This window comes from Neobacillus vireti (assembly GCF_036962465.1).
GTDB classification, from domain to species: domain Bacteria; phylum Bacillota; class Bacilli; order Bacillales; family Cytobacillaceae; genus Neobacillus; species Neobacillus vireti_B.
Genome location: NZ_JBALNF010000005.1, coordinates 24,495 through 44,267 on the forward strand (window position 1 = coordinate 24,495; position 19,773 = coordinate 44,267).

Annotated in this window: 19 protein-coding genes; 1 reads left to right on the forward strand and 18 read right to left on the reverse strand. The window is 39.8% G+C overall.

Annotated elements, in window-relative coordinates:
- Positions 1 to 25 precede the first annotated feature (25 nt).
- From mfd to metG, 18 genes are all read right to left on the reverse strand, one after another.
- On the reverse strand, positions 26 to 3,562 hold the full coding sequence (mfd, locus tag V7077_RS02420; protein ID WP_335498250.1) for a transcription-repair coupling factor: 3,537 nt from the start codon (positions 3,560 to 3,562) through the stop codon (positions 26 to 28).
- 191 nt (positions 3,563 to 3,753) lie between these two features.
- Complete coding sequence (locus tag V7077_RS02425) at positions 3,754 to 3,984, reverse strand: anti-sigma-F factor Fin family protein (RefSeq protein ID WP_335498251.1); 231 nt, start codon at positions 3,982 to 3,984, stop codon at positions 3,754 to 3,756.
- Between the two features lie 133 nt (positions 3,985 to 4,117).
- On the reverse strand, positions 4,118 to 4,678 hold the full coding sequence (gene pth, locus V7077_RS02430) for an aminoacyl-tRNA hydrolase (RefSeq protein ID WP_335498252.1): 561 nt from the start codon (positions 4,676 to 4,678) through the stop codon (positions 4,118 to 4,120).
- A 131-nt stretch (positions 4,679 to 4,809) separates the two neighbouring features.
- The gene (locus tag V7077_RS02435) at positions 4,810 to 5,448 is read right to left on the reverse strand and encodes a 50S ribosomal protein L25/general stress protein Ctc (RefSeq protein WP_335498253.1); all 639 of its coding nucleotides are present in this window, start codon (positions 5,446 to 5,448) and stop codon (positions 4,810 to 4,812) included.
- Between the two features lie 128 nt (positions 5,449 to 5,576).
- Positions 5,577 to 6,533: a ribose-phosphate diphosphokinase gene (locus tag V7077_RS02440; RefSeq protein ID WP_335498254.1), complete on the reverse strand. Its 957-nt coding sequence runs from the start codon at positions 6,531 to 6,533 to the stop codon at positions 5,577 to 5,579.
- Positions 6,534 to 6,556: 23 nt separating this feature from the next.
- Positions 6,557 to 7,930 carry a bifunctional UDP-N-acetylglucosamine diphosphorylase/glucosamine-1-phosphate N-acetyltransferase GlmU gene (glmU, locus tag V7077_RS02445; RefSeq protein ID WP_335498255.1) on the reverse strand — a complete coding sequence of 458 codons (1,374 nt, stop codon included), beginning with the start codon at positions 7,928 to 7,930 and terminating at the stop codon, positions 6,557 to 6,559.
- A 203-nt stretch (positions 7,931 to 8,133) separates the two neighbouring features.
- A complete protein-coding gene (spoVG, locus tag V7077_RS02450; protein ID WP_003347151.1) occupies positions 8,134 to 8,424 on the reverse strand; it encodes a septation regulator SpoVG in 291 nt (96 codons plus the stop codon).
- Between the two features lie 270 nt (positions 8,425 to 8,694).
- On the reverse strand, positions 8,695 to 9,069 hold the full coding sequence (ridA, locus tag V7077_RS02455; RefSeq protein WP_335498256.1) for a 2-iminobutanoate/2-iminopropanoate deaminase: 375 nt from the start codon (positions 9,067 to 9,069) through the stop codon (positions 8,695 to 8,697).
- A gap of 1 nt (position 9,070) precedes the next feature.
- Positions 9,071 to 9,898 carry a pur operon repressor gene (gene purR, locus V7077_RS02460; protein WP_335498257.1) on the reverse strand — a complete coding sequence of 276 codons (828 nt, stop codon included), beginning with the start codon at positions 9,896 to 9,898 and terminating at the stop codon, positions 9,071 to 9,073.
- A 56-nt stretch (positions 9,899 to 9,954) separates the two neighbouring features.
- A complete protein-coding gene (gene ispE / locus V7077_RS02465) occupies positions 9,955 to 10,824 on the reverse strand; it encodes a 4-(cytidine 5'-diphospho)-2-C-methyl-D-erythritol kinase (RefSeq protein ID WP_335498272.1) in 870 nt (289 codons plus the stop codon).
- 305 nt (positions 10,825 to 11,129) lie between these two features.
- Positions 11,130 to 11,315, reverse strand: a complete 186-nt coding sequence (locus tag V7077_RS02470) for a small, acid-soluble spore protein, alpha/beta type (RefSeq protein ID WP_215045712.1) — start codon at positions 11,313 to 11,315, stop codon at positions 11,130 to 11,132.
- Between the two features lie 129 nt (positions 11,316 to 11,444).
- Positions 11,445 to 11,708 carry a biofilm formation stimulator Veg gene (veg, locus tag V7077_RS02475; RefSeq protein WP_007084178.1) on the reverse strand — a complete coding sequence of 88 codons (264 nt, stop codon included), beginning with the start codon at positions 11,706 to 11,708 and terminating at the stop codon, positions 11,445 to 11,447.
- A 236-nt stretch (positions 11,709 to 11,944) separates the two neighbouring features.
- A complete protein-coding gene (gene yabG, locus V7077_RS02480; RefSeq protein WP_335498258.1) occupies positions 11,945 to 12,829 on the reverse strand; it encodes a sporulation peptidase YabG in 885 nt (294 codons plus the stop codon).
- A 173-nt stretch (positions 12,830 to 13,002) separates the two neighbouring features.
- Positions 13,003 to 13,881: a 16S rRNA (adenine(1518)-N(6)/adenine(1519)-N(6))-dimethyltransferase RsmA gene (gene rsmA, locus V7077_RS02485; protein WP_335498259.1), complete on the reverse strand. Its 879-nt coding sequence runs from the start codon at positions 13,879 to 13,881 to the stop codon at positions 13,003 to 13,005.
- Positions 13,874 to 14,434: a ribonuclease M5 gene (rnmV, locus tag V7077_RS02490; RefSeq protein WP_335498260.1), complete on the reverse strand. Its 561-nt coding sequence runs from the start codon at positions 14,432 to 14,434 to the stop codon at positions 13,874 to 13,876. The genes rsmA and rnmV overlap by 8 nt, the downstream gene beginning before the upstream one ends.
- A gap of 206 nt (positions 14,435 to 14,640) precedes the next feature.
- A complete protein-coding gene (locus tag V7077_RS02495) occupies positions 14,641 to 15,822 on the reverse strand; it encodes a ubiquitin-like domain-containing protein (RefSeq protein WP_335498273.1) in 1,182 nt (393 codons plus the stop codon).
- 237 nt (positions 15,823 to 16,059) lie between these two features.
- A complete protein-coding gene (locus tag V7077_RS02500; RefSeq protein WP_335498261.1) occupies positions 16,060 to 16,827 on the reverse strand; it encodes a TatD family hydrolase in 768 nt (255 codons plus the stop codon).
- A gap of 172 nt (positions 16,828 to 16,999) precedes the next feature.
- Positions 17,000 to 18,958: a methionine--tRNA ligase gene (gene metG, locus V7077_RS02505; RefSeq protein ID WP_335498262.1), complete on the reverse strand. Its 1,959-nt coding sequence runs from the start codon at positions 18,956 to 18,958 to the stop codon at positions 17,000 to 17,002.
- Between the two features lie 477 nt (positions 18,959 to 19,435).
- On the opposite strand from metG, the gene V7077_RS02510 reads away from it, so the two are divergent.
- Positions 19,436 to 19,720: an AbrB/MazE/SpoVT family DNA-binding domain-containing protein gene (locus V7077_RS02510; RefSeq protein ID WP_098530272.1), complete on the forward strand. Its 285-nt coding sequence runs from the start codon at positions 19,436 to 19,438 to the stop codon at positions 19,718 to 19,720.
- The last annotated feature ends 53 nt before the right edge of the window (positions 19,721 to 19,773 follow it).

The following is a 19,773-nucleotide window of genomic DNA, read 5'->3' on the forward strand; positions in this document are numbered from 1 at the left end:
TTTCAAAGGAGATGCGAATTTACCACTAATTCACAGGATTTCCTTGGCCCCTTTTTGCCAATGGTATTCCTTTGACCATTTCCCGGACAGCATGAAGCCACTCTGCTGTTTCATACTCTTTGGTCTTAATCATGATTTTTAACTTAGAGCCTTCCATCCCAGGAATAATATTTCTGCCAAACTGGTTGCCTATGTGGAATATTTTACTACCATCAATATTGCCAGTAACCTGCTCATTAACCAGGATGGTGACCTCTTGTTTCAATTGTTTAATTTGCTCAACACCATTTAACAAAGCATAAACCTTGATTTCGGCAATTTGAAAAAGATAATCCACTTCTACCGGATATTCGCCAAAACGATCAATCATCTCCGATTGAAGCTCTTCGATTTCCTCAAGACTATCTGCCCCTCTAAATCGTTTATACATCTCAATCTTCTGATGCCCATCTTTAATATACGTATCAGGAATATAAGCATCGATTTCCAGATCAATTTCAATGGATTTTTTTACTTCTCCGCCAAGGTCGCCCTTCCGCTCTTCAATTGCTTCCTTGAGCATTTGTGAATAAAGGTCAAATCCTACGGAATCAATAAATCCATGTTGCTGTGCTCCTAATAGGTTTCCTGCTCCGCGAATAGATAAGTCCCGCATCGCGATTTTGAATCCGGAACCTAACTCTGTAAATTCCTTAATCGCTTGAAGACGCTTTTCTGCAACTTCCGTTAAGACCTTATCCTTTCGGTAGGTAAAATAGGCATAGGCAACACGGTTGGATCTGCCTACCCGGCCACGCAGTTGATAAAGTGTGGAAAGGCCCATTCGGTCTGCGTCAAAAACAATTAACGTATTTACATTTGGGATGTCAACACCCGTTTCGATAATAGTCGTACTCACGAGTACATCAAATTCCCCGGCCAGGAAACCAATCATCACAGATTCCAGTTCATTCTCCGTCATTTGTCCATGTGCAAACGTTACGCGGGCATCTGGTACAAGCATGGAAATTTCTTCAGCCTTACGTTCAATATCTTCAACCCGGTTATATAAAAAGAATACTTGTCCGTCCCTGGCAAGCTCACGTTCAATCGCTTCTCTTACCAATGAACCATTATACTCCATAACATATGTTTGTACTGGAAAGCGGTTTTCCGGTGGTGTTTCGATAACCGATAAATCACGCACGCCAAGCATCGACATATGGAGTGTCCTTGGAATTGGTGTAGCCGTTAAGGTTAACACATCCACATTTGTCTTCAACTTTTTGATCTTCTCTTTATGTGTAACACCAAACCTCTGTTCTTCATCGACAATCAATAGGCCTAAATCGCGATAGATAATATCCTTTGATAGCAGACGATGAGTGCCGACAACAATATCAACTGTACCTGCTTTTAAGCCCTTAATCGTTTCTGTCTGCTGTTTTTTTGTACGGAACCGGCTTAATAAGCCGATATTAATCGGATAATCCTGAAAACGCTCTCTAAGTGTTTCAAAGTGCTGCTGTGCCAAAATCGTCGTTGGCACCAGAAAGGCTACCTGTTTGCCATCTGCAATTGATTTAAATGCGGCACGGATGGCCACTTCTGTTTTGCCGTAACCGACGTCACCACAAAGGAGACGATCCATCGGACGAGGTCTTTCCATGTCCTTTTTAATTTCATGAATTGAGCGCAGCTGATCTTCTGTTTCTTGATAGGCAAAGGAAGTTTCAAATTCCCGCTGCAGGTCCCCATCAGGTGAAAAGGCATAACCAACTGCCGCTTCCCGCTCTGCATATAGCTTAATCAGGTCATCAGCGATATCTTGTACAGATGATTCAACCTTCTTCTTGACCTTTTTCCAATCAGTGCCGCCGAGTTTATAAACCTTTGGCTCTTTTCCTTCTGATCCTACATATTTTTGAACCAGGTCAATTTGTTCCACTGGGACGTAGAGTTTATCTGATCCTTGGTAGCGGATATGCAAGTAATCTTTATGGATACCATTAATAACGAGCGTTTCGATTCCTAAATATTTGCCGATTCCATGATTAACATGAACAACATAGTCACCAATTTTTAACTCGGAGTAACTTTTTATCCGTTCAGCATTCGATAATTTCTGCCGGCTGGTTGATTTTTTGACGCGTTTATTAAATAATTCTTCCTCGGTGATGACAGCAATTTTTTGAATCGAGAGTTCAAATCCTGCATGAAGATTTCCTTGCATGATCTGGACTTTACCTGGTACAAGCGGTTGATCACCTTTTATCATGCTTGCGCTGATTTCATAATCCTCTAGAACCCGTTCTAATTTTTTTACTCGGTCTTCATCCGGGCCTAAAAATAGAATGCAATAGTTCCCTTTTTTCCACCTGTCGATTTCTGCTTTTAAAACATGCATTTGACCATGGAAATTTTGCATTTGTTTACAAGTAATATTAACTATATTTTGCGGGCTTGTATTGGCTACATGGCGCAAAAATAATGACATATAGAGAAGCGGGAATTCTTTTCGTTGCAGCATGGCCTGTAAGTCATGAGAAATATGTAGATCGTGAATAATCTTCCCTTCAGAAAGTAACCCTGTATACCACTCTGCTTCTTCTTTTACAAGGGAATCATTCATCTCTTGAACTCTGCTAATTTCATCTACAAACACAAGTCCATTACTTGGCAGATAGTCTAGTAGACTAGTAGGCCGATCGTAAGCTAAGGATAAATATTTATAGACTTGGTCTGGCTTTTGGCCATTCTTTAACTGTTCAAGTTCATAGCTGAGGTTTTGACTAAGCTGCATTTTTGCTTTATCATCTTTTAGTTTCCGTAATGATAAAGCTAATCCTTCTTCAAGCTTCTCAATCATTCGGGTATAGTTTTCAGCTTCAAGAATGATTTCGCTTGCTGGTCCAATTAATACCTCTTGAATCTTTTCTTTAGATCGCTGATCATCAAGGGAGAAATAACGGATGGAATCTATTTCTGTATCAAATAGTTCAATCCGCAGTGGATCCGCTTCCGTAAGAGGATAGATATCAATAATTCCACCCCTTACACTAAATTCTCCCGGAGTTGTTACCATTTCAGACCGGACATAACCCATTTTAACAAAGGTGTTTAACATCTTTTCAATATGGATGTCTTCTCCTAGCTTTAGCGACAGCTGATATTGCTGCCATAGTGATTTAGGAGGAACAATCTTTTTCAAACCTGCAATTGGAACAATTAAAACCCCTTTATTTTGTCTGCTCCAATAGTTAAGGGCATCAATTCGTTGCGCTTTTAATTCCGGGCTGGCGATACTGAGCTCGGCGGCTATTAACTCATTAGCTGGAAAAAGAAAGACTTCCTTTTCACTTAATAGATTGACAAGATCATCATAGAGCTTTTGAGCTTGTAGTAGATTATGGGTCACAAGCATGATCGGCCTGTTCATCTTTTCATAAACTGACGCAGTTAGAACTGTACGTGATGATCCTGAAAGGCCTGCAACCAGTTGTTCTTTTAATCCTTCTTCAATACCGGCAATAATGGAGTGAACATCTTCCTGTTTTAAAAATATTGATTTTAAACCATTCAAGGTTTCTCCTCCCTTCCTAAAAAATAATTATATTAAAACAATATTTATATGAGTAAATTTCTAAACAGAAAAACGCTTTGGAGAGCTTCCAAAGCTGAGTAGAATAGCGGAAGCGCCCGGTCAGCGGCGCAAACTAGCCGCGAAAAGCGCTAAGCTAGACTATTATCTAAGTAGAGTTTTTTACAACTATATCAATGAATAAGGAAATCGTATTGATGGTAATCAGGGTTTCGTTCTAATGCTTCCTGACAATCTTCGCATATGGCCGTGATACGAATATCACCAGTCGGTTCATATGAAACCATTTCCTGTCTTTCTTGATCCGTTAATTTATGAAGGCCTAGTGTTTCTGAATGAATCGATGTTTGTTCAATTGAACCAAGTTTTGTACCACAATGACGGCAATGATAATGGATGGCCATGCCTGTCCCTCCCTAATCTAGGATTCCACTACTAGTATTAACCTGGCAAGTGGAAGTTATTCACTAGATTAAACAGAGAAAGTAACACATGTTTTTCTTCAATGTATGAATAAAAGACTTGTATCATGAACGATTATTGATTATATTCATTCATAACCTGTAAGAATGGTTTCTGCAGCCAGGCTGCACAGGCCTCCGCACTTCTCTTGACTGCATCTTGAGTAAAAGGTCTTTCCTCGACATGAAAACGTCCTAGGACATAATCTGGCACGCTCATTCCTGGAGTTGGCCTGTCAATGCCAATCCGGATTCGATTAAACTCTTGTGTCCCTAAATGGGCAACAGTTGACTTGATTCCGTTATGGCCTCCTGGGCTTCCTTTTTGGCGGAGTCTTATTTTACCAACAGGCAAGTCAAGGTCATCATAAATGACTAATAAATCCTCTAACTCTATCTGATAATAATCCATTACGGCCCTAATTGATTCCCCTGATAAGTTCATATAGGTTAAAGGTTTTAATAGTAATACCTTTTCCCCGTTATGAAGCCCAATTCCATACATCCCCTTAAATTTTGACTGATTTAACGGGATCGAGAATTGTTCGGAAAGTGCATCGATTACCTCAAAGCCAATATTATGTCTTGTCTGATCGTATTGCTTCCCAGGGTTACCTAAACCTACGATTAATTTCATCTGTGTTCCCACCTCTTCCGGTTTAGTCATCCTTTTAAAAATTTTTCGGAACATCGTCATTCTCCCATAATAACATGATTTCCATAATTATGCGTTAAAAGACGTAACCTTAAATAGGTTACGTCTCGTATTTATTCTTCACCGACTGGAGTGGTCTCTCTTCCCTCTTCATGATCAGGGTGACCCTCTTGCTGTTGTTCACCAGAGTTAATTTCCTCTTCCTGTCTTGGAGGCAATATGGATGCAACGACTTCCTCATCTTCATGATTAATGGTAAAGCCGCCAATGGCAGGAATATCCCCAACCAGTACCGTCTCGCCAACTTGGAGGTTTGTAATATCCACTTCTATTGCCTGTGGGATATTATCCGGAGTGGATGTAATTGATAATTCGTGAATAGACTGCTGCAGGACACCGCCATCTTTTACACCGATTGCTTCCCCTACTAGCGCTAGTCTCACTTGCACGTTAATTTTCGAGGACTTGTCTACCGCTAAGAAATCAACATGGAGGATTTCTTTTTTAAAGGAATCTTCCTGATAATCAGACAAGATGACATCGTGCTTGTTCCCATCAATATCAAGGGAGATGATCCCGTTTCTGCCGACTGTTCGGATTGTTTTGGTTAAATCGGCCGAACTTACAAACACTGGTTTGCTTTCAACCTTTGCCCCATAAATAACTGCAGGGATGTTTCCATTATTGCGCAATTGTTTCAATGCCGAATGACGGAGTTCCGTTCGCTCTTTTGCTTGTAAAACAGTACTCATATGGTAAAATACCCTCCTATTTTTTCTGTCTATATAAAATTGCCCTAAAATAGGAGGATCTAAACAATATTTTTTCAAAGTTAAATTTGAAAGACTTCATACGAGGTCCGAATAGCTTCCCTTTTCTTTTAATCAAACAGTGTACTTACGGACTGTTCTTCGTGAACACGGATAATCGCTTCACCCAGTAATGGAGCCACTGAAAGATGAATAATTTTTTCAATATTTTTCTCTTCAGGAAGCGCAATTGAGTTGGTAATCACTAATTCTTTTATTTTTGAGTTTTGAATTCTTTCAATTGCAGGCCCTGACAATACAGGGTGTGTACAGCAGGCGTAAACTTCTTTTGCCCCATTTTCTACTAAGGCATTTGCAGCAAGGGTAATCGTACCTGCCGTATCAATGATATCGTCGATTAAGATTGCAATCTTTCCTTCGATATTACCGACAATATTCATAACCTCTGCAACGTTAGGCCTTGGACGTCGTTTATCGATAATCGCAATTGGAGCCTTCAAACGTTCTGCCATTTTACGTGCTCTTGTTACACCGCCATGGTCTGGGGAAACGATAACCACATCACCATTAAATTGACGGCTTTTAAAATAATCCGCTAAAATAGGTACACCCATTAGATGATCAGTTGGGATTTCAAAGAAGCCTTGAATTTGCGGTGCATGCAGGTCAAGACAGATAACCCGGGTTGCCCCAGCTGTTTCGAGCAGGTTTGCCACTAATTTAGCGGTAATTGGCTCACGGGCACGTGCTTTACGATCTTGACGAGCATAACCGTAATAAGGCATAACAATATTAATGGTTTTGGCTGAAGCTCTCTTTAAGGCATCAATCATGATTAGTACTTCCATGATATTTTCATTCACTGGTGAGCTCGTTGATTGAATAACATAGACATCACAGCCACGGATACTTTCTTCAATATTAATTTGAATTTCACCATCACTAAATCTCGTTACAGAGCATTTTCCAAGCTCTACACCAATAAATTTTGCAATTTCATTTGCCAGCGGCAGATTTGAGTTTAAACTAAATACCTTTAAGCTTGGATCTAAATATTGATTTGACATGATTGCCCTCCATTGTATTAGCTTTATTTCTTAAGATTAAGTTTCTGAACGTAACCTTCTTTATTAACCTGTTTTGCACGAGCAATCGCTAAAGCTTCCTCAGGTACATTCTTTGTGATCGTTGAACCTGCAGCTACATATGATCCCTTTTTAATTGTTACTGGAGCAACTAAATTTGAATTGCAGCCAATAAAGACTCCATCTTCAATTTTTGTTAAAAATTTATTTTTTCCATCGTAATTAACCGTGATTGAACCGCAGCCAATGTTTACATCGCTGCCCACCTCTGCATCACCAATATAGCTAAGATGTGACGCCTTACTTCCCTTACCAAAGACTGCCTTTTTAATTTCGACAAAGTTGCCAATTTTCACCTCATCTAAGATGGTGGATTCAGGGCGAATGTGGGCAAATGGGCCAATGTTTACATGAGATCCAATCGAACTGTTAAAAGCGGCAGATTGACGGATCACTGTTTCATCACCAATTTCACAAGTATCAATTTCTGTGTTTGGACCAATTATACATTCCGTACCAATTTTAGCTTGACCTTTGATCATCGTTCCAGGATAGATAACAGTATCTTGCCCAATCTCAACATCTGCTTCTATGTAAGTATTTGCAGGATCAATAATGGTTACCCCATTGCGCATATGCGATTCATTAATTCGGGAACGCATAATCCGTTCAGCCTCTGCTAAGGCCACCCGGTCATTTACACCTAGGGTTTCTTCAAATTCATCTGTCTGGTAAGCTGTAACTACTTCCCCTTGTTTCTTCAGAATCTCAATTACATCTGGTAAATAGTATTCCCCTTGAACATTGTCATTGGATACCTTTTTTAATGCTTCAAACAATGCCTGGTTGTCAAAACAATACGTACCTGTATTTATTTCGTTGATATTCCGTTCTTCTTCTGTGGCATCTTTATGCTCTACGATTTTTTCGACTAGTCCCTCTTGGTTACGAATAATTCGTCCATAGCCTGTTGGGTTATCTATTTTAGCTGTAAGGATTGTCGCTTTTGCCTTAAACTTTTCATGGTGTTTGAATAGAGATTCCATCGTTTCAGCTCTAATTAAAGGAGTGTCACCGCACACAACTATGGTTATGCCTTCTTTTCCCATTAAACTATCTTGAGCCTGCATCACGGCATGAGCAGTACCCAGCTGTTCTTTCTGCAAGGCATAGAGACTTTGATCACCTAATTGCGTTTGGACCATTTCCGCTCCATGGCCAATAATAGTGACTATCTCTTTAATAGTAAGCTTCGTTATTTGATCGACTACATGTTGTACCATAGGTTTACCGCACACTGGGTGTAAAACTTTATAAAGCTTAGATTTCATCCGCGTTCCTTGCCCAGCAGCTAAAATCACAGCATAACGATTAGACATGGACAGTCCTCCAATTTACCTTTTTATCCATTAAAAATATTAACGTAAATGGGCTCGCTTTTCAAGGAATGAAAGGAAAGTGTCTAATTTTGTCATAATATGTAGAATTTTAGATAAAAGAAAATGTGTCGAGGAGATTGTTTTGGGGTAAAAAATATAAAAAAGAGCCTTACATAGATGAAAGGCCCTAGTTGTTAAAATTCTTAGGAAGCTCCGGCTTCTTCAAATTCTACTTCCAATTCACCTAAACGGTGATACTCAGCCAAAACAGCCTCTTGGATTTTGCCGCGTGTTCCTGAATTGATTGGATGCGCAATGTCACGAAATTCTCCATCTGGAGTACGTTTACTTGGCATAGCTACAAATAAACCGTTGTTTCCGTCAATAACACGAATATCATGAACAACAAATTCATTGTCCAATGTGATTGATGCAATCGCTCTCATTCTTCCATCCGTGTTAACCCGGCGTAATCTTACGTCAGTTACTTCCATGTGCTCACACCCTCTTTTGTTATATAAAAAGCTAGTTAAATAAATTCAACAATTAATTCTATTATCCTTCTCAAATTTTAAAATTTTTTTGAAAAATTAGGTCAAAATCGTGAACAATTGTAAAAAATAGCGTTTTCATCATATGTACAGTAGAAAAGCGTCGAATTGAAAAGCGGAAGAAGTTATTGTTGATTTTTTAGCCCGTTGATTGGAGCGGAAATCAACATTCAAGATTAGCACAGCCTTAAATTAAAATAAAAAGCGCCCGGATTACTTCACGAGCGCGACAACTTCAATTTCAACTAATGCATCTTTTGGCAGCCGAGCTACCTCAACACAAGAACGGGCTGGTTTATGAGTGGAGAAATATTCGCCATAGACTTCATTGACGTCAGCAAACTCATCCATATTTTTAATAAAAACAGTTGCCTTTACTACCGTTTCAAGCGATGCTCCTGCTTCAGCCAATACGGCCTGTAAATTTTTAAATACTTGATGGGTTTGTTCCTTTACATCTCCGGTTACCATAATCCCTTCTGAAGTTAATGGGATTTGTCCCGAACTGTAGAATAAATTATTGACCACAATCCCTTGAGAATACGGTCCAATTGCAGCTGGTGCCTGATTAGTTTGAACAACTTTCATGTTAATCCCTCCATATATTAAAATAATTACCCGCTTGTACACTTATCCTTTTTTCTTTTACATCCACATCTGCTAGTTGTACCAGCGATAAATATTCATCCACTAACCGTTCCTGTATTTTCTCATCTTCCACTAAAACAGCAATTCCAGCGAGCTGAGAATTAAACTCCTCAAGCATACTGATCATTCCCATTACCGTTCCGCCTGCTTTCATAAAATCATCTACAATGAGGACACGGGAATCCTGTCTCATACTCTTTTTAGAGAGTACCATCGTTTGAATCCTCTTAGCAGACCCGGATACATAGTTAATACTAACCGTCGGACCTTCCGTCACTTTACTGTCTCTTCGAACAATGACTACTGGTACATTTAATTGGCTGGCAACAGCATATGCTAAAGGTATTCCTTTTGTGGCTACCGTCATGACCACATCAATTTTTGTATCAGCATAGGCGGAAGCAATAATTCGTCCGGCTTTCTGAACAATCTGCGGATCTCCCAAGATATCGGTTAAATATAAATAACCGCCTGGTAATAGCCGTTCGGGATTGGCGATTAACTGACAAAGTTCATTTACAAATGGTTCTGCTTTTTCCTGGCTTACTTTTACAAAAAACTTTACACCACCAGCAGCCCCCGGTACGGTTTGTAAGGTGCCAATACCCCGTTGTTCAAACGTTTCTTTTACGATTGCTAAGTCTTCGCTAATCGAGGACTTTGCGGATGCGTATCGATCAGCAAAAAAGGTGAGCGGCACAAGCTGGCGAGGATGGTCTAATAAATAATTGGTCATATCAATCAAACGTTCACTACGGCGAAATTTCATAACTACCCTCCCAGAACCCGAATATTCTAATTAAAGAATATCATTATTGTACGTTTTTAATCAAGCGTATGGCGTTCCCCCAGCATGCGAACTGCAAAAACCTGGTCACAAAAACCCCTTAAGCCATTATAGATTCGATGCATCCTTGAATCGTGCTGTACAATTCCAAATACGGTCGGCCCGCTACCGCTCATTAACACCGCATCCGCCCCAAAACGCTTCATTTGTTCTTTAATTTGAGCAACTTCTGGATGAAGACTCAAAGTCACCCCTTCAAGAACGTTTCCGACATTATCACAGACTCGCTGGTAATCATGTTCTTTAATGGCCTGGATCATTCCATAGATATCCGGATGTTTGGTTCCACTCAAATCAAGCCGCCGATAAACCTCGGCAGTCGAGACTCCAATAAAGGGCTTTGCTAAAATAACCCAGCATGTTGGCGGCGGTGGAAGTTCCGTAATGATTTCACCCCTGCCTTTTGCCAAGGCTGTCCCTCCATAGACACAGAAAGAAACGTCCGAGCCAATTTCGCTGCCAAGCGCTGCTAATTCATCCAAACTTAATTCAAGGTCCCATAGTTTATTCAGACCCCTTAGCGTGGCTGCGGCATCACTGCTGCCTCCTGCTAAGCCAGCTGCTACCGGAATTGTTTTTTCGATTGAGATGAGTACACCCTTTTTAACGCCAAATCGATCCTTTAACAGCTGAGCTGCTTGATAGGCCAGATTTCGCTGATCATCCGGTACATAGCGATTATGGGAAAGAATATGTATTTTGTCCTGTTCTAATAGGGTTAGTTCAACCCGATCCGCTAAATCAATTGTGGTCATGATCATTTCAACCTCATGATAGCCATCGGGGCGTTTATGTAAAACATCTAATGCTAAATTTATTTTAGCCGGTGCTTTGACCAAAAGCTTCACTACGTCACCTACTTTTGTTTTATCCACTTAGCACCCAAGGGGTGCTTCTGCATACGATTCCAAAAATCCACATTTTGTCCTATTTTACCACAAAAAGATAAATGTAAGACGTCAGATATTAGATATCTACCCAATTTAATAATTATATCAGTCGTTTTTCGTCGAAAAAAGCCACTTTTTCGACAAAAGTAAAAAACTTCACCTCAAAAAAAGAAAAAGGCCAGTGCAAAAGCGGCCCTTTCGGTTCCTTGCACTGACCAAGCTGTGGTGAAGATTTGTTTAATGCGGAGGTGCTATTCTATGTGTTACGTTTGACGATTTTGATTAACTAACTGCTGCTGGGCAAGTTCTACCGCGCGCTTCACCATATTCCCTGCATCTTTTGCACGGATGCCGCCCCAGCCTTCTTTTTGGACCACATCATAAAAACCAAGTTCCTTGGCTAGCTCCTCTTTAAAACGATGGGACATAATCCCTCTTCTTCGGCCCATCTAAACAACCCCTTTCATACCACAGCATTCTTAGTATGTAAAAGAACATTGCTTTTCATGACGATTTTTAGACCATAAAGACAGCAAAAAGCAGTAAACCTTTGTTTACTGCCACCCATTGCTTATATACTAGCTTAAAGCTACATGTCCTGCTGCATCATCATAGAAAGTAATTTGAACTGTTTCTGTAAGAACATCCGCATAGCTGTATGAAACACGCTCAAACGAATTTTCATCTTGATCTAACTCAATAACAAAAACTGACGGATAAGTTTCAGCTAAAACTCCTGAACGTTCGATTGTTTTCCTGCGTCCACCGTTGGCTTTCAGCAATAATCTTTTTCCCAAATTTGTGTCAAGAGCCTTTTTAATATCGGCTAAGGTTTTTGGCATTCGGTCCACCTCACTGTGTAAAGTATAACACACTGACATAGTTCTGTCAAACAAAAATATAAATTATATCAGTCCAACAAAATGATTGTCAATATTTTTTCTTCTACTTTTTCTTCTAATTTTCAACATTGTTATCGTTGCCTTATTTGGAGGTTAATATGTATCTAAAAAAAATTAAGCACGGATTAAAATAAGGGAGCCAAGTATGAAACTAGCAGCTCCTCTATTCTAATCACTTATTCATTCTCATCAATAATTGGCCGAAAAGGCATACCCGTCCGTAATACACCCCTTGTTTCAATTCCTCCAAGACCCTTTTCACCTGTTAGAGTATTCCTTAATACATCCCAGACGTTAATTCGCTCCATAAACGGGGTGAAACTTATTTTGGCGACGATATAAACAGGGTCGAGTGCATGAATATTGATCCTTGATGGAGAACTGGCATAGTTTGCCCCTGCATGGATGAGTGACTCAAAATGAGATTGACAGGCGCCTGCAAAGATAACGAGTTGATCTAGATGAGGAACCCGTTTTCGGGCTTCTCTGACCGCTTGGACGAAATGTCTTGAATGTCGATAAGCATTGATATCAGACATCTTTCCCTTCGCCTTTGAATAGGCATCGTGGCCAGTAATAACCAAGATATCGGGACGATACTGATCCATTAAGGCACCAATTCGTTCCGGCATTTCTTTCTCATTACAGTGTATTCCTACCACAGGGATGCCAATTTTTTCGTATACTGCCATGCACTTTTTTAAATAGGAGGGATCTCCGTCCAAGTGAAGAACCTTTCCAGGAATTTGAAAATAGTTGCTCGGTCTAACATAACCGCTGGTTGATTCATATTCCTGACGATGTTTCACTAAATCAGCATCCTGCCGAAATAGCCTTAATGACTGTTCTTCAAGTGTTCTATATTCTTGCTGCAATTTTACCCGTTCATTTTGATTAAGGATAACCAAATCATTGTACGGTGCATCTGCAGCTAGACGGAAATCCTCCCCGTAGAGGATGGCTACCTTCTGGTTGTTTATGTTTTGAATATCGATAACGCGGAACATGATGTCGCAGTTATATGATTTCCTTCCGACAATATCCATTTGCTTAATATCCACTGCCCGTCACTCCAATAAGACCAGCTTAGGCCTTTTAATTATGGGTTCTCTCATAGGCTATGCAAGGAAAGTTGTCCTTGTTAAAAATTTAAGAAAAATGAGACATTTGAAGGAGGAGTATTTTTCGATGGATAAAATAAATGTCCTCATGAATTCATCATGAGGACATTGTATTAATGAAAGTATGAATATAGTTCATCTGCTAACCGGCCAAATTCTTCTAGAGAAAGGGTTTCCCCCCGGCGAACAGGCTCAATGCCACTTGCACTTAAGGCCGCGAGGATCTCTTCCTTCTTCTCTTTACCCGCTGGCAGCTGACTAGTTAAATTATTTAATAACGTTTTCCGCCGCTGCGCAAAGCTCGCCTTAGTCACTTGGAAAAAGAAATCCTCATCCTTTACCACAACAGCAGGCTTCTCTCGCTTCGTTAATCTAATCACAGCAGAATCAACATTTGGCTGCGGGACAAATACCGTCTTTGGTACAATCATGACGGTCTCAGCCTCTGTGTAATATTGAATAGCAATCGAAAGCGATCCATACTCCTTTGTGCCTGGCTTGGCAGAGATTCGGTCTGCCACTTCCTTTTGCAGCATACAAACAATCCCGCGAATCGGGAGACGATCTTCAAGGAGCTTCATAATAATCGGGGTAGTTACATAATAAGGAAGATTGGCCACCACCATAATATCATTCATTCCTTGAAATTCATCTTCCATCACCATTCGAACATCTGCTTCTAACACGTCCTTATGTATAACCTTTACATTTTCATAAGGTGACAAGGTATCCTGTAAAATTGGCAGCAATCTTTGGTCGATTTCAAAGGCAACCACTTTTTTGCTTGACCGTGCCAGCTGTTCTGTCAGCGCACCAATACCAGGACCAATTTCAATGGCACCGGAACTTTCGCTTAAATCGGCAAAACTAACAATTTTCTTTAATATATTTGTATCGATTAAAAAATTCTGTCCCAGGCTTTTCTTAAAAGAAAAACCATATTTTTCGAGGATTGCCCTCGTTCTGACTGGTGTTGCTATATCCTTATCCATTCTTTTCCTCCTGTCGTAAAACCTGTAATGCTTCTGCAAATTCTTGTCTGCTAATCCGGAACATCATTAATCGTTTATGAAGCTGTTTTCCGTTTGTATAACCAATTTTCAACAGCTTGCCTAGCAAAATTCTCCGCTCCTTAGAGCCTTCTCCGCCGATTAAGCCGGCCATTACTAAGTCCTCTTGGGTAATTTCTTCTGAAATCGCCTCATGCATGATTTGCGCATCCTTTAACGCTTCTCTAATATCCTCTGGGCTGGCATGTTCTACACCCAGGCCCTTGCCTCTTTTTGCTATTGCTGCTTCCTTTGGCAAAAAGGCATGTTTACAGCCGGGAACAGCCGCCGCAATTGTCTTTCTGATTTTTTCACCAGGATAGTCCGGATCGGTAAAGATGATGACACCACGTGTTGCCTGGGCCCGTTTTACTTTTTCAATCGTAGTTTGATTGACAGCCGATCCATTCGTTTCAATTGTATCAGCATCAACTGCTCGTTTTATTGTTGTCGTATCGTCTTTTCCCTCTACGACGATGATTTCTTTAATTTTCATGTAAAAATAAATGCCTCCATAAAAAAATTAAAAATGAAAAATTTGAAACATTTTTGTAATGTCCTTCGTCTATATTATTGATAGATTTCATACATTTAGATATAGGCTTTGGTAAAGAAATTTAAAGTAAGTATTCGTTGTTTAGTATAAAGAATTTTAGAAAAAAAGCAAAATGCAGAGGAATCCATTCCTCTGCACCTTGGTAATTAGTTTAGGATTGTAATCTTTACTTTCTTACGCCCCCAGCGGTATGCATCCGCATGTGATGGCATTAATAAATCAACAATATACCCTTTGATTGCTCCGCCTGTATCGGCAGCCACAGCGTAGCCGTAGCCTTCTACATACACCTTTGAACCAAGTGGAATAATTCTTGGGTCAACCGCGATTACTTTCATATTTGGATTAGCACGAAGATTAAGACCTGTAGCTGTACGTCCGGAACAGCCATTACAATAGGCCGTATAGGCAGTTGCCGTCACATAAAACTCCTGTCCATCAGGGGCTTCACCGCGGGAAACCTGTAACGCCAGATCCTTCGTACCGACAGCCACAATTTTATCCTGTTTTTGTAAGATATTCTGCTCGTTGATCAATTTTCTTGAAACTTCCCTGCCATTTTCAAGCACGACCTCGTACTGTCTTGAGACACGTCCCTGCTTTCCAGGAGCAATGACTTTTTCCTGCCCTTTTTGCAATTTTTCATCCTTTTTCGTTACCACGGCAAATTGAACGGGTTCTTCCACTACATCGGTGACCTTTTCTACCCGAATGACGTCCACAACACCATTCTCTGTTATTTTATCTGTTAGTGACGGTTCAACTCGGTCTAATTCATTTAGTTTGATGCCCTGTTGTGTTAAAAAGTCAGCGACCGTAGTCGAAGTGGACCAAACCTTTTGCGATTTTCCGCCGTCCACATATGTAAGATGCAATGCAATCTTAAGCTTTACATTCATCTTATTTTCAATTGCCGTTTGTGGATTTGGTGAAATTTGATCGTGTTCCTTTAATACAATCTTCTGTTCTTTTAGGAGTTCAGCCACAGTATCGGCTGTAGTCCAGATCGTTTTTTTCTCGTTGTCTTTCACAATGTGAACCATGTTCGCCTGCTTCCAAACGACATTAAGGTCATCCCTAACCTTTGTACTTGCCCTTGGATACAGGTAATCTTTTGACGTGAGGGGTACATCCAGTTCATCTAAAAGATCCTTAATGGTAACTGCATGTGTGTTCACAACCATCTTCTTGCCATCTAGTGTCATTGCTACAGTATGCTTTGAGCCTTCAAATAAAAGAATTCCCAGAGTTGTAAGCAAAACTATAAAACTAGCAAATATGATGGTCCATGACCTCCCGCTCAAAGACGTTGGGAACAGGTTTTTCATGTTTGGGAATACGATGAAAAACGCCTCCTTTTCTTTGGAGAGATTATAGAGAACCATACGCCGGCTGTCAATCCTTGCTAATCCTGTGAAGGTAGTTCTAATTATGCACAACCTTAGAAGCTTTGCAAAGAAAAACTTATCGACACGTTCATCCTATGTTGAAAAGGAGACATGTAGAACTTTTTGTTATCAGAAAAAATTAGGACAAGCTTCTTGTCGTTTCGACAAAATTCTTTATCATTTTATGCCGAATAATTTCTTAGCATTTTGTGTCGTAGCTTGAGCTACTTCCTCAAAAGTCAAGCCCTTTATTTCGGCAATTTGTTCGGCAACCAGCTTCACATAACTAGGTTCATTTCGCTTTCCACGATACGGGTGCGGTGCCAAATATGGGCAATCTGTTTCAATTAAAAGCCTTTCGATTGGTACCTCAGCCGCTACCTCTTTTGGTTTTTTAGCATTTTTAAAGGTAACTGGCCCCCCAAGTGAAATATAGAAGTTCATTTTGATGCACTCTTTTGCAACCTCTGGGCTGCCGCTAAAGCAATGCATAATCCCTCCTACTTCATCCGCCCCTTCTTCTTTTAAAATTTCAACTATATCCGCCGTTGCTTCTCGGTTATGGATGACAATAGGAAGTTTCACCTTTTTAGCCAATCGGATTTGTCTGCGAAAAACCTCTTTCTGGATATCCCGTGGAGACTTGTCCCAATGATAATCCAAGCCCATCTCCCCTATGGCGACTACCTTGGGGTGTGATGCTAATTCCTCAATCCAGGTTAAGTCCTCATCAGTCATGTCAATAGCATCCACTGGATGCCAGCCAACACAGGCATACATAAAATCATAGCGTTCGACTAACTCCATAGCCCGTTGAATTGTTGGACGATCAAAACCTACAATGACCATATTCGAAACTCCCTCAGTTTCAGCCCGGCCGATCACTTCTTCAAGGTCTTCTATAAATTGAGTGTCATTTAGATGTGCATGTGTGTCGAATAACATACGATTCAAAACTCCTCTTTTCATTATATTTCTCTCAATTGTGCCCTTCTCCTATCTCATTGTCAAAAATCATCTAATAAACAGGATAAATGTTCCACGTGGAACATTGACACACGAAAGTCTGACATTTCCCGTAGAAAAAGCGCCCTATATCGGGCGCCTTTGTCTATTTTTATTTTACCCTTGATCCATTGGGTAACGATTGATCAACTGTTGCAATTGAAAGCTGACCATCTTTAGAGCCAGCTAAAATCATTCCTTGAGACAATTCCCCACGAAGTTTGACCGGCTTTAAGTTGGTAATACAAATAACTTTACGGCCGACAAGTTCTTCTGGCTTATAGTATTGGGCAATACCTGAAACCACTTGCCGCTTTTCATATCCTAAATCTAACTGAAGCTTTAATAATTTATCTGCCTTTTTAACAGGCTCCGCTTGAATAACTTCAGCTACACGTAAATCCACTTTCATGAAGTCATCGATGGAAATTTCCGCAAGCTCCTCTGGCTTCTCTTCTTCTTTCTTCTCTTCGATCACCGGAGTGCTGCCCTGCATTTTTGTTTTGATGAATTCTACTTCTTCAGCAATTTCCAATCTTGGGAACAACGGAGCAGCCTTTTCTACCTTTGTGCCATTTGGAATTAAGCCGAAGCCCTCAAGGCTTTCCCATGTTTTTAATTCCTGTTTGTTAATACCTAATTGAGCAAAGATTCCATCAGGCGTACGCGTTAAAAACGGCTTTAAAAGAATCGCAATTCGTCGTAAGGATTCTGCTAAGTGTACCATTACACTAGCAAGTTCACCTTTTTGTCCCTCATTTTTTGCCAATGTCCACGGTTGGGTTTCATCAATATATTTATTGGTCCGGCTGACTAACTGCCAAATAGAAGTTAACGCCACAGAAAACTCCATTTTTTCCATAGCTTCCTCGTATTTAGTTACAGTTTCACGATTAACCTGCAGTAATGATTCATCATATTCACTAACAGGACCAGCATAATCCGGAATCACACCTGCAAAATACTTTTCAATCATGGCAACGGTACGGTTTAATAGGTTCCCTAAATCATTAGCCAAATCAAAATTAATTCTTTCGACAAATCCCTCTGGTGTAAAAACGCCATCTGCACCAAATGGAACTTCACGTAATAAATAGTAGCGGAGAGCATCTAGTCCGTAACGGTCAATTAGGGTAACCGGATCAACAACATTACCCTTTGATTTCGACATTTTCCCATCTTTCATTAGTAACCAGCCATGAGCAAATACCTTCTTAGGAAGAGGTAAATCTAAAGCCATTAACATAATCGGCCAATAAATGGTGTGAAAACGGACAATTTCCTTGCCAACCAGATGAACATCTGCTGGCCAAAACTTTTTGTATTTGCTGTCATCCTCTGTACCATATCCTAGCGCAGTAATATAATTGGAAAGCGCATCAATCCATACATAAATCACATGTTTTGGATTACCTGGCACCTTGATACCCCAGTCAAAGGTTGTTCTTGATACGGCTAAATCTTCAAGACCTGGCTTGATAAAATTATTAATCATTTCATTTTTACGGGACTCCGGCTGAATGAACTCTGGATTTTCCTCGTAATATTGCAAAAGTCTATCCACATACTTACTCATTCTAAAAAAGTATGATTCTTCCTTCACCTTTTCAACAGGACGTCCACAATCAGGACAGTTTCCATCTACAAGCTGGCGATCGGTGTAAAAGGATTCACAAGGTGTACAATACCACCCCTCATACTGATCAAGATAGATGTCTCCCTGCTCAAGAAGTTTGGCAAAGATTTTTTCTACTACTTGTTTATGTCTATCTTCCGTTGTTCGAATAAAATCGTCATAAGAAATATCAAGCTTATTCCAAAGGTCTTTAATACCTCCGACAATTTCATCTACATATTGCTGCGGTGTAATTCCCTTTTCCTCGGCTTTGCGCTGAATTTTTTGTCCATGTTCATCCGTACCTGTTAGATACATAACATCAAAACCGCGCATCCGCTTATAACGAGCCATGGCATCTCCAGCAACAGTGGTATACGCATGTCCAATATGTAAATTCCCGCTTGGATAATAAATTGGTGTAGTTAAATAAAAAGTCTTTGATTTTTCCTCCATTATATTCCCTCCTCAACAATGCAAAACCCATTAAACCATTATTGCCTCTTTTTAACACTTCTATCATCAAAATATACCGAAAAATAAACTTTTGTGCAAGAAAGCGTATTGCTAGACTTCCAGATTTTAAAAATTATTTCCTATTACACCCAAAAAGGAGGTAAATTCAACGAAACATATGAACGGGAACAAGTTTATTGTAGAACTTTGTCGAATATCAACTTATTTTACGACAAAAAGTATGTTTCCCCTACAATAGTATTATTAACCTGCAAGACGAACGATTTTTAACATCAATCCTTGTTATATCAACATATTTGCAATTGGAAAAAATTTCACTATTACTTTTGAAAATAAAATAATTGACGAATATGGGAAGTACTGGTATTATAAATTTATAAGAAATTTGTCGAATTATGGCGAACTAAAAGGAAATATAGATAAATAATTTGAGTGTTTTTGAGAGGAGATTATAAAATGAAATCTACTGGTATTGTTCGTAAAGTTGATGAGTTAGGCCGCGTCGTTATCCCAATTGAATTAAGACGTACACTTGGTATTGCAGAAAAGGATGCTCTTGAAATCTATGTGGATGATGAGCGCATTATCTTGAAAAAATACAAGCCAAATATGACTTGCCAAGTAACTGGTGAAGTTTCTGATGATAACATGGCTCTTGCCGGCGGAAAATTAATCCTTAGCCGTGAAGGTGCAGAACAATTAATAGAAGAAATTCAAAAGAATTTTGAACTTGTAAAATAAAATATAAAAGGTGTCCCAAAAGTATAACCTTTCGGGGCACCTTTTTTTATACA